Here is a 15,014-nt window from a genome sequence, read left to right on the forward strand (position 1 = left end):
TCAACGATGCAGTGTCCGGATTCTCCAAGACCCCTCAGTGAGGGTGGCCTCCTCTACGACGGCCAGGAAGAGCGTGGTGCCGTCCTTGTCGTGCCCCGCGATCGTCCGCGGCCGCCGGTCGCCGGGATCCACTCCGGGGAGCCCCCTCCCGTCGATGACCAGGGGGTAGCCGCCGATCGCGGTGGTGAACTCGGCGCCGTCCGGGGCGACCAGATCGTGATCCCAGTAGAGCGGGTCGCCGACGGCCACGTCCGCGAGTTCGTCGGCCGCCGCGTCACGGGCCACGAACACGACCTCGCCGGCATCGACCGGATCGCTGGAAGCTTCGCAGCATTCGTCGATGACGGTCGCTTCGGTGACGATGTCGTCGGCGACGGTGATCTCCAGGATCGAGTCGCTGCAAGGGCCGTTCCTGGCGCCCTCGTCTCCGCATATGGCGCGGAGCCGCGGCCCCGTTCCCCACTCGGAGGTGAAGGCCCCGATGCCGCCTTCGGGGATGGCGTACTGGTTCAACCCGTCCAGGGTGAACTCACCGCTTCGCGTTTGCAGTGAGCCGTCCAGACTGAGCTCGGTGATCGTCGCCTCGCCTGCGGTGGTGATGCCGAGGACGGTCTGGTTGGCGGGGAAGTCGGGGCTGCCGGGGTACACAAGGTCGTCGCGGGCCGGGCCCATGCGCTGCTTGTCGGGTACGGCGGCCTTGATGTCCTGGCCTCCCATGATGACGGGGCCCACAGGCGCGTTCGTGTGAGGCGCGTCTGGGTGCGCGTTCTCGTCGTTGTTGAAGAAGTCGCAGTTCACCACCGCGACGGCGCCGGCGTTCTCGGCCATCTCCGAAGGGCGCTCAACGGCGGGCACCTGACCCGGCGCGCCCGTCGGCTTCCGGCGCGTTCTTGCCCTCGCAGCCGTACAGCCCGATCGAGGCTGTCACCGCCAATATCGCGCTGACCGCCGCGGATCGCCGCAAGTGCGTCATGATCTCCTCATTCCCATTGCGTCAGCGGCAGAGCATATGCGGAGGCGCTTGTCGTTCGCTTGTCGTACGATCGTCGCTACCGACCCTCCCCCTTCGGAAGGACTTGGGAAGCATCCCTATGGCTCACAAGATCGACTTCAAGGTGCTGGGGCCCTTGGAAGTCCATGTCGAAGGCGAGCCCGACCCGCCGCTGTCGCCGATCCGCCGCAGACTGCTCGCGATCCTCCTGGCCCGGGCCGGAACACAGGTCGGCGTCGACGTGCTCACCGCTTCCCTCTGGCCTGAGACGCCGCCGCCCAGCGCCAACGCCACCCTCCAGGTCCACATCCACCGGATCCGGCGAGCGCTGCACGATGCGGAGCGTATCGAGCGGGGCCCGGGCGGCTACAAGATCGCCCTCGACGCCGAGGAACTCGACGTCCTGCGCTTCGACGAGCTGTACGAGCGCGCCCGCCGGCAACGCGCGAGCAGCGAACTGGAAGCTGCGATCGGTTCACTCGAGCGGGGACTGGAACTGTGGCGCGGCGAGCCCTATGCCGACATCGAACCGATGGGCTTGATCGCCACCGAGGTGAACCGGTTGACCGAGCAACGGCTGATCGCCTGGCAGGCGCTCCACGAACTCCGGCTCGATCAGGGTTACCACCACCAGTCCGTCGCGCCACTGTACGAGCTCGCCCGGGCTCATCCTTACACCGAACGGTTCGACATCCTGCTCATGCTCGCGCTGTTCCGAGCGGGCCGCCAAACCGAGGCGCTCGAGGTGTTCCGAACCCGCCGCGAACGGCTCGTGAACGAGCTCGGCATAGAACCCGGCGAGCTGATGCAGCGCATGCACCAGGCGATACTGCGCGACGACGATCGCCTCGCGGACGTCGCGACCTCCAGCCTGGAGGTCACCTGGACCCCCGTGCGCCGGAAGGCCATCGGGACAGCCCAGGCCCCGGTGCCGAGGGAACTGCCCATCCCGCCCCACCGCTTCACCGGCAGGGACGACGAACTGCGGTTCCTCGACGGGATCGTCGACGCGTCCGAGCCGGTGCCGATAGCCGTGCTCACCGGCATGGGAGGCATCGGCAAGACCGCCCTGGCCGTGCACTGGGCGCACCGCGTCGCCGAGCGGTTCCCCGACGGTCAGCTGTACCTCGACCTGCGCGGACACAGCGGGGAGGCGGCACTGCGGCCGATCGAGGCGCTGACGGCCCTGCTCGGCTCGCTCGGCGTCCCGGCAGGGAACGTACCCCTCGACGCCGACCAGGCCGCCGCCCGGTTCCGCACCCGGATCGTCGACCGGCGCATGCTGATCGTGCTCGACAACGCCGCTTCGGCCGACCAGGTGCGGCCGCTGCTGCCGGGCGGCTCGGGATGCATGGTGCTGGTCACCAGCCGCCACCGGCTCAGTGACCTGATCGCCTGGCACGGCGGATCGCGGCTCACGCTCGACCCGCTCGCCTCCGACGATGCCCAGACGCTGCTCACCCGACTGCTGCACCGGCGGCACACCGACACGGCCGCCGTCGCCGACCTCGCCGAGCTGTGCGGTCGTCTGCCGCTGGCGCTGCGCATCGCGGCGGCCAACCTTGCCGAGGGCACTCGCCCTGACGTCGCAGGATACGTCGCGCGGCTGTCTGAGGACGGTCCTCTGGCCTCGCTCCAGATCGAGGGAAGCCCGGACGCCGCCATTCGAGCGGTGTTCGAGTCCTCGTACCGTGTCATGCCCGGTGAGGCACGTCGGCTCTTCCGGCTCCTCGGCCTGGTTCCGGGGCCGGACTTCACGTCCGAAGCCGCCGCGAGACTGGCCGGAACCTCCACAGAGGAGGTGCAGCCGATCCTGGACCAGTTGGCCGCAGCGCACCTTATCGACCACTACCGCCCGGGCCGCTACCGGCTGCACGACCTGCTTCGGCTGTACGCCGAAGAACGCGCCCGATCCGAAGACGCCGGGCAGCGCCGCATCGAGGCCATCGAACGGCTGCTGGGCTGGTATCGGCGCGGCGCCGACGCCTGCCGGAAGCGGCTCTACCCCGGGGTGGCCAGCCTGCCGGCAGCGGCCGACGAAGACGAGCAGTTCGAGCCGTTCGCGGGCGAGGCCACCGAGTGGTTGGACGCCGAGCGCGGCAACCTCACCGCCGCTGTGCAACATGCCGCCGAACACGGGCCGTACGCAGTGGCCTGGCGGATCGCCGACTCCCTCCGTGCTTACATGTGGATCAACATGCACGGTGCCGAGTGCCTGCGTCTGGGGCGAGCCGCGCTGGACGCGGCCGAGCGGGCCGGTGACGCACTCGGCCAAGCCGCCGCCGAGTTGACCTTCGCCGCTGCCCTGATCCGCTGCAACAGGTCGGAGGAGGGGATGGAGCACTGCTATCGGGCCGCGCGGCTGGCCACGGCGACCGGGTGGCTTGAGGGGCAGGCCACGGTCGGCCACAATCTGACGATCGGGTGCTATTTCACGGGGAAACTGCGGGAAGGACTGGTTCACGGCACTACGGCATTGCGGGTCAACCGCGAACTCGGTCGGCTCCGCAGCCAGGCGCTCAACCTGCAACTGCTCGGAAATCTCCACAGTGATCTCGGTGAACTCGACAGGGCGATCGAATACCGCCGGGCGGCGCTGGAGACGGCCGTCAAGACCGACGACGACGCTTTGTGGGCCATCGCGCTCGTCGATCTCGCGGAGGCCAACTATCTGCGGGGGCGACTCGACGAGGCCGGTGAACACCTGGACGAGGCGTTCAAGCTGGAATCCGGCCGCTCCAGCATCAGTGATCATTGCGATCTCTTCCTTATAGCGGCACGAATACACCTCACGGCCGGGCGGGACGAGGAAGCATTGCAGCACGCGAAGTCGGCTGTCGCAGAATTGTCGAAATCTCCCGTTCGGCGACTTGAAGCCAGCGCTTTCTGGACTCTGGCCCTGGTCCGCGACGCGATCGGCGAGCATGATGAGGCGATCACTCATTACGATCGCGTACTCGAATTGACCGAACAGGACTCCGCCGACTTCCGCATCAGAGCCGAACTGGGTCGAGCGGCGGCGAGGTACGGCCTCGGCGAACTCGACCAAGCCCATGAGGAGGCGACACACGCACTCCAGGCGGCCCGAGGATGCGAATACCGGATCATCGAGGGCCAGACGCTCAACCTGCTCGCCGAGATCGCTCTCGGCCTCGGGAGGCCCACCGACGCAGCGGCGCACGCGGATCACGCGCTGCGGGTGAACCGGGAGACCGGGTACCGCCTCGGCGAGGCCGAGTCGCACCGCGTCACTGCCGAGATTCGCCACGTGGAAGGCAATCCGGAGGCCGCACTTCGCCACCGGATGCGAGCGCGCGAGATCTTCCGCGACGCGGGCGCCGCTATCCCGGCCGACCTGTCCGACTGATGGCCTCGTGGCGACGCGGCGGCGGCGTCGCCACCGCCGCGATCCTCCGACGGCCGACCCGCGATCAGAGATTGGCCAGCTCCTCGAACGCCTCGCGCACATCCTCGTCATCGATGGCGACTCGGTTGTGTTCCTTGGTGCCGTCCTCGTCGAGGAAGATCTCCGGCGGGCAGTCGCCGCCGATTTCGAAGTCGCCGGAGTAGACGACCTCGCCTGTGCGCAAGGCGAACGCGGTCATAGGGAACTGCCTCGCGTGGACGTCGACTTCGTGCCCGCCCTCGTACCGGCAGGTGTCCACCACGGAGCCTTCGGCGGTGTCGGCGATGTCGCCGACGCAGACGACAAGGGCCGCTTCGGTGATGTCCTCGGCCTGCCACGACGCGGGCAGGTCGATCGCTTCCGCCATCCCGAACACGGCCATCCGGTGCGGCCCCGAACCCGAATAGTCCGGGGCGCCCGAGTAAGGGACCGGATCGTCGCAGTAGGCGGGTACGTCGTAGAGCATGTCGGTGGCGGGCCAGCCGCCGAGGCGACTGCGGACCTCGGCCAGTTCGGCGCCGTCCCGGGCCCGGTCCGCCGACTCGTGATCGGGGTACTCCGCGACCAACTGCGCATAGGCCTCCCCCGCCTGGCCCCAACGGCTTTCCGACATCAGCGAGTCGGCGCAGCCGAGGATCGCGTCCGGGGCGAGGTCGGCCGCGACGGCCGCGGCGGCCTCGAAGTCGGCGGCGGCGGGCGGGCTCTCGCCGAGCCAGTCCGTGGCGTCCTTGACGCGGCAGGAGTCCGCCGTCTCGGGGTAGGTCGTGAGGAAGTCGTCGACGAGCGCCCGGGCCTGCTCGGCGCGGTCGGGCGCGGACGCGACGACCTCGGCGAGCAGTTCGAAAGCGGCCTCCACCGCCGGATGGCCTTCCTCGGGCGCGGCCTCGAACCGTTCCGCGGCCGCCTCCACCATCAGCTCGGAGCGGAGGTCGGCGGCGCCGTCCCAGCGGGCCGCGGGGTCGGCGATATAGGCGGCCAGGTGCTCGGACGCCGCGAGGGGATCGGATGCGGCGGTGTCGAGCGCCCGCAGTAGGACGGCGCAGGCCTCGGAGCCCTCGTCGAGGTGTGCGGCGATCGATCCGTCGACGACCTTGTGGGCGGTCCAGAACCGTTCGCCCGCCTCAGCGGCGGCCGCGCATTCGCCCGCTTCGTGCGCCGCGTCGGCTCTGGCGCCGATCCATCGTGCGTCGACGCCGGTCAGGACCGCCAGGGCGATCACGAAGGCGCCGATAGTCGCGGCGAGGACGCGGCGACGGGGCGCCGGAGGACCGGCCGGCCCCGGTCGTCCGACTCGTCCTCGCGCGAGCAGCCAGGCGTGGACCATGGTGGTGATCCACCACAGCAGCAGCGCCGCCCGCCAGGGCCAGGCGGGCGGATCGACGGCCGCCAGGACGATCACGAGCGCCACCGATGCGGCGGCCGCGACGGCGGCTGTCAGCCGCCGCCCGAGTATCAGGTAGCCGATGCCGAGGAGCGAGGCGTTGCCGAGCGCGGCCGCGGCGGGCGCGCGCTTCAGCGGGGCGGGAACCCGGCGGAGGTACCGCCGAATCCCGGTGCGGGGGATCGGGTCTGCGGGCACGTCGGGCCTTTCGGTATCGCGGGACTGGGTCCGACCCCGCCGCCTGTCGATGCGAACAGGCAGCGGGGATCGCGGTGCGATGGGGAGACCGGCCGGGCGTCCGGCATGTCTACTCGTGTTCTTCGTAGATGGGGTCCCCGTTCTCGAAGAGCCCCTCCGGGACTCCGGAAGCGTCCCGCGAAATGTTCAGGCGTTCCGCGTAGCCCTCGCTCAAGTCGACGGCCCGTCCGTCGACGTCGAGGCCTTGAATGACCTCGTCGTCGGCGTAGGCCTCGTTCGCCTGGAGTGCCTCCAACTGCCCACGGCCGAAATCTTCCAGGTGAACCACGATGTCCGATTTGAAGTAGTCCTCCTCGCTGCCGAGGTAGCCCGCCATATCGGGACGGAGGCTGTCGGTGAACGCCGTGCTCGCCGCCCCGGGCGCAGTCCCCAGGAGCTCGGTTCCCGGAACGAAATTCACCGCGGACTGGATCCCGTGATTGAGGGCGGTGACGGCCTGCTCCCGCCCGTTCATGTTCTCCCATAGCTCGTTGTCGACGGATTCGATGACGCCCGAACTGTATTCGGCGAACCCGCCGTGCTCGAAGCCCTCGAACATGCCGTTCGTCAACTCGGTCACGATCCGACTGTGCGACTCGAAGGATTCTTCCATGGCGTAGGTCACGTCACCCGAGCCGTCTCTGGCGCCGTCGGCGGCAGCCGCGGTGGCGGTGTCGACCGCGTGCGGAAGCTCCATCGCGATGTACTGTTCGCTGGCCGCCATGACCCGGCCGAACGATTCGGGGTCCTGACCGATGGCCTGCATGAACTGCCTCAGGTCGTTCACGCCGTCTGATTCGTAGGGGCCGAAATCCAGCGACACTCCGGGGGAGTGGCCCTGCCAGTCGAAGGTTTCGGAGGTGAATCCGGCGTTGATGTCCGCGATGTAGTTGATCGCGATATCGCCGAAGTTGTCCACCAAGTGCCGCAACGGCGCGTCGGGCCCCTCGAAACGCTCGGGATTGTCACCGGTGAACTCGATCAGACGCTCGGTCAATGCCACATGGCGTTCGAGGTGCTGGCGCTGATCCACGCTTCCGTCGAGCGGCGTGTCGGAGGGCATCCCGGTGGCACCCGATTCCAAGGCGTTGCCGAAGAGTTCGGCGCTGATGAACGCCCCGTCGGGCGAGTAGGTGTCGGTGGCCTGCTCCATCAAGTGCTCGAGCGGGTCCTCTACCGGGTAGAGGCCGTCCAGGTCGACATGGGGGTAGTCCGCCAAGCGGGTCCCTTCACCCGTGAAGAAGTTCGCGGCTGCATCGGGGTTGCGGTCCAGGGCCTCCAGCGCGTAGTTGAAGGGGTTGCTGCCGTGAAGACCGTCCACGCCGGAGTACGCCGAGAGCGGCGGGGCTTCGGACCAGTCTCGGACGCCGTCGAGCGCCAGCATGTGCTCGGAAACGGGGACCAGGAAATCAGCGTGGAAGTCGCCGTTCGGCAGCATCGGCGCGAGCAGCTGGTAGCCGTTGCTCCTGCCGCTCCCGTCGCTGGTCAAGACGTCCGAGCCGCCGAGGTTCATGAGGTCGGTGACCCAGGCGTCGTAGACGTGGGGCTCATTGTTCGGGTCGGTGGCGGTCGCGAGCGTGGCGCCGAGGCGCTCATACATCTCCTCGGCCTGTTCGGGGCTGAGCTCGTTGTCGTCGCTGCGGTAGGCCTCGAACGCGATGTCGGCGACGCCGGTCATCAGTCCGGCCGCGCCCAAGCCGTGCATGAGGGAGGTCGCGAAGTGCGGGATGTGCCCGTTGCGGTCGAGCAGGTCGTTGAACTCGTCGAGCTCTTCGGACGATATCTCCCCGTCCTCGCCTCCGGCCAGGAGGTCGGTGGCCCGGTCCACGTAGAACTGGGCGACCTCGGAGTGCCAGGCCGAGCCCAGCGGGGGCGGCGACTCGACCCGGCTCTCGGTGATGCCGTTCAGGGCGCTGGTCGCGTCCTCGTCGTGACCCCGTGCCGTCTCGACGATGGTCGTCAGTCGCTCGGTCATCGGTTCGGCCTTGTCGCGGCGTTCCTCCTCGACCTTCAGTTTCCCCACCGTGCCGGGGTCGCCTTCCTTGGCGGTTTCGGTGCGGGCCTCCTCGTAGAGCTCCTCGATGCGGGCGTCGGTCAGGTCGACCTCGTCGTCGCCGTCGATGAAGAACTTGGCGTCCAGCACGTCGTTCACGAGCTCGTTCATGTCGTCATGGCACTCCGAGAGGCCCTCGTGCGCGTCTTCGAGGATCGTCTTGATCCTCCCGCCGGTCTCGTCGAGGTGGTCCTGCAGCTCGGCGGCGACGTTGCTCAGCTGGGAGCGGCAACTCTCGGCGATCTCACCGGCGAAGTGGTCCTCGCCGATGGTCCCGGGGACGTCGTCGGCAAGCGCTTCGGCCTGCTCGCGGATCTGGTCCATGTAGGTGTCCCAGGAGGTGATGGCGGTCTGGATGGCGTCGAGGTGCGCCGTCTGATTGATCTGCTGCCAGGTGATCTCTCCCATGACGGCTCACCAGCCTTCCGGCGAGAGACCGTCGGCGGTCCATCGGGACCGGTCGACCAGCGAGGCGTGCTCGTCGAAGTCGGTCCCGGTGAACTCGTCGACCGAGGTCATGTCCTGCGAGTGGACGACCAGGAACTCGGCGAGGTTGGTGATGAGCGCGTTCGTGGAATCGATGCGGTTGTCCAGCCAGGCCTGGGTCGCCTGGCCGAGCGCCGAACCGAGCGACAGGCCCTGACCGGTGATGTCGCCGTTGGCGGTCTCCATTTCGGTGGCGAGCGTGTTGAACGAGGGGCCGTGGATGGCGTCCTCGATGTCGAAGAGTTGCTGGGCACCCTCGAGCAGTTGTGCGGGTTCCATGTCCACCAAGGTCGTTACTTCTTTCTTTTGCGCATTCGGGCGATGAAGTCGGCGTTGCTCTCAGGAGCCGGTCTCTCCGGCTCGGGTTCGGGAGGAGGGGGGAATTCGGCGGCGGCTACGAGCTGGAACAGGTGCCGCTCCACGTCCTCGGCCCCGACCTCCATGGCCGCATAGGGGTCGATCTCCACCGTGACGGTGGCGTCGGAGCGCACGATGACGCGCACCAGGCCGTGCTCGGCGAAGGTGTCCGACACGACGTCGACGGGTCGGGGTGCCCTGATTTCGGCGAGTGCCGCGAGGAGTTCGTTCATGCCGGGGGTCGGTCGGGATTCGTCAGGCACCGTCGACGCCTTCGGCCGCGTCGAGCACTTTGGCGCGGACCTCCACGCAGAACCGGTGCAGCTCGGTCAGGACCACACCGGCCTCATTGGAGACCTGCTCGCAGAACGACACGCTGCGGGCGAGGTCGGTGGGGAGCCGAAGGTTCGCCAGCGTCAGCGACAGCGACATGGTGGCCGAGATCGAGTAGGAGGTCGACTCGGCGCTGATCAGCGTGCGATCGAGGCTCAATGACAGCCAATCGGCATCGGGGTGGTCGGGGTCGGTCGCGAGATCGCGCAGATGCCACGCGGTCTCGCTCAGCACCTGGTCGGTGCTCGGCATGATGACGTACAAAGCCGGTCAATCCTTATCGGAGTAGTCAGGCACGGGTGCTGGCCGGAAAGGTCGCCGGTTCGAACGGGAGACGTGCAGGGCTTGCGTATCCCCCCAACCGCCTTGCACCGCGATCGACTGCGAAGCCTAGGTGGGCGGGCTTGCCATTCACTTGCCGTGCGATTGCGGCGGCGCGCCGCTCGTCGGTCACGGCGTGCCACTCGATCGAACGGCCCCTGCTGGCGAGGGGGCCGGCCGGTGGCCGCAATCCGAAGACAAGCGATCGGCAAGTGCGTTCGCATAGGGTTCGCCTCTGCTCGTATGGCAGGAGAACGGCTCCACGACCAGTCCGGGGCCGAACTGCTCAGCGCGGCGTGGCAGTCGCTTCCCCGATGTCCCTTCTCATGAACGGTGGTTTGATCATGTTCCCGCCCATCCAAGTCGATGCCGAGAAGCTCCGCGCCGCCTCGCAGCGGCTGCGGCAGTTGGCGCCCTCCGCCGACGGCATCCCCGATCGCGTCGAGCGGACGAGTTCGGATGCCAAGAGCGCCAACGACGGGTTCCTCACGGCCGACGCCTGCGAGAAGTTCGCCGAGCGCACGACGGGCACCGCGACAACCCTCGGGAACCACGTCAAGGCGATGGCCGAGCCGATCGCCGAGTCCGCGCAGGCGTGGGAGGACTCCGACGACGAGAGCAGAAGCGAGATCGGCAAGTACGAGAGCGAGATCGGGAAGGCGCACACCTGAGATGCCGACGTTCAAGCAGGCGATCGACGCCGATCCGGGCAAGTTCGGCGAAGTGGGGTCGGCGATCAGCGGCGCCGCAGGCGATCTCGACCATTTCGTATCGGACTACGCCGACTGCATTGAAGCACTCGCAGCCGACTGGGAGGGCGGGGACTACGCGGCCGCGGCCAGCTGGCTGCCGAGCGTCAAGGGGCTCAACACGGCCGCGCAGACGACCATGACCGCGGGCTCGGCGACGCTCCAGGCGTCGAGCGCGGCGATGAAGGCGACGGTAGAGGTGCTCAAGCAGACCAAGCAGGCGGCTGAATCCGCAGGTTACAAGGTCATGGATATGCCGATGGTGATGCTCGGGTCGCGGCAGTGGCAGCAGGTTTCCTCCGCCGGGTACGGCGCGCCGGCGGTGTACGCGGCGTATCAGGCGGGCGCGGTCGCCTTCACCGGACTGCTGGTCGCGCAGCTGGCGGTCCTCAATGCGGCGGATGTGGCCGGTGCGGGTGGACTGCACGCGGCGGCGTTCGCGGGCAAGACGGTGGGAACGGCGGCCGGTGCGGCGCAGCCCTCGGTGACGACGGCAGGGGGGCTGGATGCCTGGCGATAGCCTCAAGGGCGGAGACGCCGTGACGTTCGGCAAGGATCTCAGCGGCGAGGAGTCGCTCATCGATCAGCTGCGGGCCGATCCACAGGCCGCGCACGAGTTCCTCGACGGCGCACAGGCGATGCTCGACGGGATCAGCCGCCGGATCGAGCGACTCAGGAACGACTTCGACATTCGCACTCCCGGCGAACTTCACGGCGCGATGTCCGCGATGGCCGACGATCTCGACCCGGCCAGGGCCGAGCAGATCAAGGCGCGGCTCGACGCAGTCCGGGACGACCCGGAATTCGTTCGGTACAAGGACCGCGACATCGCAGATCTTCCCGACAGCATCGGAGCGCGCATCGACGATTGGGCCGCCCCCGCCATACGCGAGCCGAGTTCGTTCAACAACGGCGACTACCAGCCCATGCCCACATGGAAACGCAAGCTCGGGGAGGCCGCCATCTCGCTCGGGTTGCTCGCCGGCACCCCCGCCAACGGGATCGGGAGCAACGACACGCTCACGGACGTGTGGCAGGCAAGCGGCCACGATTCGGCGTACAGCTACCACGGGGAGCAGCCCCCGAGCTCAGGCAGCTCCCCAGGGGAACTGGCCGATCCGGCGATCGCCGACGCGGCTCCGGACCCGCCGCGGCCGCAGCCGGTGTCGCGCCCGCCGCAGAGCCCGCAGAAACGAGACGAGGACGAGTAGACGGCCCGTCACGTCCACTATGGCAAGCGTCGGTGCAGGCCAGCCCGGGCAAGGACACAAGAATCCGGTCCGACTCATTCCCTCACCGCCCATTCATAACAGTCCCCTACAGACAATCCTGAAAGGTCAAAACACTCATGCTCGTATGGCAGGGCAAAGGCATCCTCGTCCTCCCCCCGGCGATCCTGTTCGCAGTGTTCTCCGGGCTGACCGAAACGGTCACGCCCCTCAAAGGCCAGGCCGCCGGCGGCCCCGGCCTCCTCCTCGGCGGTGCGGCCGCGGCCGTCCTGATCTGGTGGTTCGACCGCTGGCTGGAGAGCCGCAATCCGCCCCGGACCCTCGTCGACCAGCAGACCGGCCAGCAGGTCGTCGTCCGACGCCGGGACACCCTCTTCTTCATTCCGATGCGCTTCTACCCCTACGTGTACGCCGCGGTCGGCATCGGCGGGGCCACACTGGTCCTCCTCCCCTGAACCCCTCGGCGGGGCGCCCGACCGTGCCGGGCGCCCCGCTTCCTCAAAGGCGCACGAGTCTCAACGCACCGGACGGGTAGATCCGGACGGCGTCCTCTACCTCAGTGCCGCAGCCTGCTCTAGCATCGCACCGCCAAGACCACCTCGCGGGCATCGATGGGCACGGACTTGCCGTTGACGCGCCAAAGCATTGTCGCCCGTTCGGCGACGGCGGCGAGGACGGTGCGGCCGTGGGAAACCCGGCTGCGACCGGGAGTTCTCTGGCGTATCCGGGCCCCCTAACCGGTTCCTGCCCAATGAGACCGAACCGCTGCGGCTCTCGCCGCGGACCGTACCCGGTGACAAGTCGTTGGCAAGTCGGGCCGCATAGGTTGGTCAGGCCCGATCACGACGGCGCGGCCTCTCGATCGCCGCCTACGGAAGTAGAAGAGCTGAGATGCAACACGAAACCGAACCCGACCTCTCCCGACGCCGCCGGGCCCGCTCTGCCGCGGCCGTGGGCGCGGCCGCCAACCTGGCGCTGTTCGCCCGCGGCTCAGACGACTCCGACGCGTCCGCCGACGCCGAGGAGCCTGCGACCGCCGGCACGGGCTTCGAGACTGCTTGCCTTGCAGCACGGACCTACCGTCGAGGGATGAAGTTCAACCTCGCTCATGGTTGGAACTCACTAGTCCTAGCAATCTCGGCCCTGGCGCTCGCCGCAGCCTGTACCTCGGCCCAGCAGGGCACCATCGGCGATCCGGACGAGTCCGCCCAGGAGCAATCCGCAGCCGAGGACTACACGCCGCCGCTCTCGTTCGGCAGCGAGATCGTGAGGGCCGAGGTCGAGGCGCACTTCATCGACGATGATCTCCTGTACACCCTCGACGCCACCGACCCCGTTGGGGCGAGAGCCGACTCGATCACCTCCTGGTCGATCGACTCCGGTGAGATCACCGGTACCGTGTTCGTCGACGACATCGCTTCCGACTTGAGGGAATACGGGAATCAGCGGGCCCGGTTCGCCAAGGTCGACGGGAAGGTCGTGCTCATCTACGCGCGCGTTACCGAGAGCGAGGACCCGCAGACCGGCGATGCGACGGAGTCGATGAACGTCACGATGCTCGACGCCGAAGACGGAGCCACCATCTGGGATTCGAGCTTCGTGATGTCGTCTCCCACCGGATCCGACAGCAGGCTCGACGGTTCGGGCAGCATGGATATCCGTTCGGTGAGCGACGACCACGTGATCATCACCGGATGGAACGACGACTTCACCGGCCTGGAGGCGTGGGTGCTCGACACGGCCGATGGCGAACGGACCGCGCTCGACCTGGATGTCGCGCCTGTGGTCGAAAACGACGGCGTCCTCGCGGGCTGGCGACTCGACCTGTCCCAGACCCGGTCGATCGTCGGTATCGAGCTTGAATCGGGCGACGCGGTGTGGGAGCTCGAGCTCGGTCCCACATCAGACATAGTCCACCTCGGCGACGGCCTCTTGGCGGCCTACGAGTACGCCTACGAATACGAGTCCGCGCTCCAGGAGGCGGGGGGCGCGTTCGAATCGGTCACGCAGTCGAATCGGGTCATCGACGCGGCGAGCGGCGAAGAGCTGATCGCGTTCGAGACCGAATCGGAGGGGACGGTCTCCTGCCTGCACGACGGCTTCGGCCTGGTCGGCTGCGCCGACGAGGAGCGGTCTTATCTCGAGGTGTTCGACGCCGGCACCGGTGAATCGGTCTGGAGCAGCAGGCACGTCCCGGTCGACTGGAATCACCCTGATCTCCTGAGCGCCTTCTCGAAAGGCGTCCTATACGTCGGGGACACCTACGACAGTTCATTCGCCGCCATCGACGCGTACACCGGCGAGTACCTGACCGAAGCGCTTCCAGCGGCGTTCACCGAAGTCGGGACCGGATACGGCCTCCATGTCGGGGAGGAGTGGGATTCCCCGCTCGCATTGACCCTCTACCCTGCCGCGATCGACCACGGCGCTGTCCTGGGAGTCGAGGTTGCCGACACTCCGAACGCCGTGGAAACCAGCGGCGCCGTAGTGGTCTCCGTCAAAGCCGGTTCGCCGGCGGAGCAGGCGGGCCTGCTGGAAGACGACCTCATCGTCGCCATCAACGACAGCGCGGTCGGGTCCGCGAGCGATCTCGTTGACCTCATCGCACTGTATGAGCCCGGTCAGACGGTCGAGGTCTGGTTCAACCGGGGCGCGGAGGGCGAAAGCCAGAGCACACAGGTCACCCTCGACGGCACCTGACCCGCCCGTCGTGACCGGCTCAAGACCGAGCTCGGCATCGAACCTGACGAACTGATGCAGCGCGTGCGCCAGGCGAGGCGGTCGTTCGCTGCCTTCGGCCCCGGGATCCGCATCTCGGCTCCTCCTGCCCCGCGCCGATGGCAAGAGAATGACAAGTCGGTCGCCGTACCTTAGCCGCAACGAAACGACAGCTTCGCGGGCGGCGCCCACCGCCCGGCCATCGGCGGAGAAGGGAGCTCTGTTGGACCGGATCCTCAATCCGGAAGAAGCCCAGGAACACATGGAGCAGTGAGAAGGCAGGCTCAAACCAAACGCGTTCCCGCCGAAGTGGTCTCGCAGACGGTCATTGCGACCATCGTCGAGGCCAAACGGCATCTGGCCGAACGGTCCGAGGAAATCATCGATGCGACCCTCGGCGCCGGTTCCAAGGCCCGGTCCCGGTGAAGGCTTCGACGCCCGTGGAGAGGTAGCCGATCCGGGAATGCCCGATGTACCCGTGGGGTCCAACCCTCCGCTGTCGATTCCGCCTCCACCGGTACGTCTAGGGCGACGCGACGACCCTGACGGATTTGACGGCAACCGTTGACCGACATGCAATCGATATTTGTAAGGAATTGAATTGAACTGGTATATAGCCGCCCTCAAGAACTATGCGGGGTTCAAGGGGCGCGCCCGCCGCACCGAGTACTGGATGTTCTTGCTCTTCAACAACCTCGCCGTCATCCTGCTGGGGATCGTCGGCGCCATCTGCGCCGCCATCATCGCCGAGTT

Annotated in this window: 15 protein-coding genes; 8 read left to right on the forward strand and 7 right to left on the reverse strand. The window is 67.8% G+C overall.

Features of this window, described 5'->3' with window-relative positions; all coding sequences use genetic code 11:
- Nucleotides 1–828 carry a phosphodiester glycosidase family protein gene (locus FAB82_RS04695; protein WP_136533388.1) on the reverse strand — a complete coding sequence of 276 codons (828 nt, stop codon included), beginning with the start codon at nucleotides 826–828 and terminating at the stop codon, nucleotides 1–3.
- A gap of 13 nt (nucleotides 829–841) precedes the next feature.
- A complete protein-coding gene (locus FAB82_RS28315) occupies nucleotides 842–973 on the reverse strand; it encodes a hypothetical protein (protein ID WP_281276852.1) in 132 nt (43 codons plus the stop codon).
- A gap of 118 nt (nucleotides 974–1,091) precedes the next feature.
- Between FAB82_RS28315 and FAB82_RS04700 the strand changes: the two genes are divergently transcribed.
- Nucleotides 1,092–4,358: an AfsR/SARP family transcriptional regulator gene (locus FAB82_RS04700; protein ID WP_168801415.1), complete on the forward strand. Its 3,267-nt coding sequence runs from the start codon at nucleotides 1,092–1,094 to the stop codon at nucleotides 4,356–4,358.
- Nucleotides 4,359–4,422: 64 nt separating this feature from the next.
- On the opposite strand, the gene FAB82_RS04705 is transcribed toward FAB82_RS04700, so the two are convergent.
- From FAB82_RS04705 to FAB82_RS04725, 5 genes are all read right to left on the reverse strand, one after another.
- Nucleotides 4,423–5,976 carry a hypothetical protein gene (locus tag FAB82_RS04705; RefSeq protein WP_136533390.1) on the reverse strand — a complete coding sequence of 518 codons (1,554 nt, stop codon included), beginning with the start codon at nucleotides 5,974–5,976 and terminating at the stop codon, nucleotides 4,423–4,425.
- A 109-nt stretch (nucleotides 5,977–6,085) separates the two neighbouring features.
- Entirely contained in the window at nucleotides 6,086–8,476 is a 2,391-nt protein-coding gene (locus FAB82_RS04710) for a hypothetical protein (protein WP_136533391.1), read from the reverse strand.
- A gap of 6 nt (nucleotides 8,477–8,482) precedes the next feature.
- Nucleotides 8,483–8,833, reverse strand: coding sequence for a hypothetical protein (locus FAB82_RS04715; protein ID WP_136533392.1), 351 nt, complete (start codon nucleotides 8,831–8,833; stop codon nucleotides 8,483–8,485).
- Between the two features lie 14 nt (nucleotides 8,834–8,847).
- The gene (locus FAB82_RS04720; RefSeq protein WP_136533393.1) at nucleotides 8,848–9,174 is read right to left on the reverse strand and encodes a hypothetical protein; all 327 of its coding nucleotides are present in this window, start codon (nucleotides 9,172–9,174) and stop codon (nucleotides 8,848–8,850) included.
- On the reverse strand, nucleotides 9,167–9,508 hold the full coding sequence (locus tag FAB82_RS04725) for a hypothetical protein (protein WP_136533394.1): 342 nt from the start codon (nucleotides 9,506–9,508) through the stop codon (nucleotides 9,167–9,169). The genes FAB82_RS04720 and FAB82_RS04725 overlap by 8 nt, the downstream gene beginning before the upstream one ends.
- A 401-nt stretch (nucleotides 9,509–9,909) precedes the next feature.
- Between FAB82_RS04725 and FAB82_RS04730 the strand changes: the two genes are divergently transcribed.
- The 7 genes from FAB82_RS04730 to FAB82_RS04755 form a co-directional block, all read left to right on the forward strand.
- Nucleotides 9,910–10,236: a type VII secretion target gene (locus tag FAB82_RS04730; RefSeq protein ID WP_168801416.1), complete on the forward strand. Its 327-nt coding sequence runs from the start codon at nucleotides 9,910–9,912 to the stop codon at nucleotides 10,234–10,236.
- 1 nt (nucleotide 10,237) lies between these two features.
- Nucleotides 10,238–10,834, forward strand: a complete 597-nt coding sequence (locus FAB82_RS04735) for a hypothetical protein (RefSeq protein WP_136533396.1) — start codon at nucleotides 10,238–10,240, stop codon at nucleotides 10,832–10,834.
- Nucleotides 10,821–11,525 carry a hypothetical protein gene (locus tag FAB82_RS04740; protein WP_136533397.1) on the forward strand — a complete coding sequence of 235 codons (705 nt, stop codon included), beginning with the start codon at nucleotides 10,821–10,823 and terminating at the stop codon, nucleotides 11,523–11,525. Before FAB82_RS04735 ends, FAB82_RS04740 begins: the two co-directional genes overlap by 14 nt.
- Nucleotides 11,526–11,662: 137 nt before the next feature.
- Entirely contained in the window at nucleotides 11,663–11,998 is a 336-nt protein-coding gene (locus FAB82_RS04745) for a hypothetical protein (protein WP_136533398.1), read from the forward strand.
- A gap of 436 nt (nucleotides 11,999–12,434) precedes the next feature.
- A complete protein-coding gene (locus FAB82_RS04750) occupies nucleotides 12,435–14,243 on the forward strand; it encodes a PDZ domain-containing protein (protein WP_136533399.1) in 1,809 nt (602 codons plus the stop codon).
- Nucleotides 14,244–14,531: 288 nt separating this feature from the next.
- A complete protein-coding gene (locus FAB82_RS26890) occupies nucleotides 14,532–14,687 on the forward strand; it encodes a hypothetical protein (RefSeq protein ID WP_168801417.1) in 156 nt (51 codons plus the stop codon).
- 175 nt (nucleotides 14,688–14,862) lie between these two features.
- A partial coding sequence (locus tag FAB82_RS04755; protein WP_136533400.1) for a DUF805 domain-containing protein occupies nucleotides 14,863–15,014 on the forward strand: 152 nt, incomplete at its 3' end.

The sequence above is a fragment of the Glycomyces buryatensis genome, from assembly GCF_004912275.1.
Lineage (GTDB): Bacteria > Actinomycetota > Actinomycetes > Mycobacteriales > Micromonosporaceae > Glycomyces > Glycomyces buryatensis.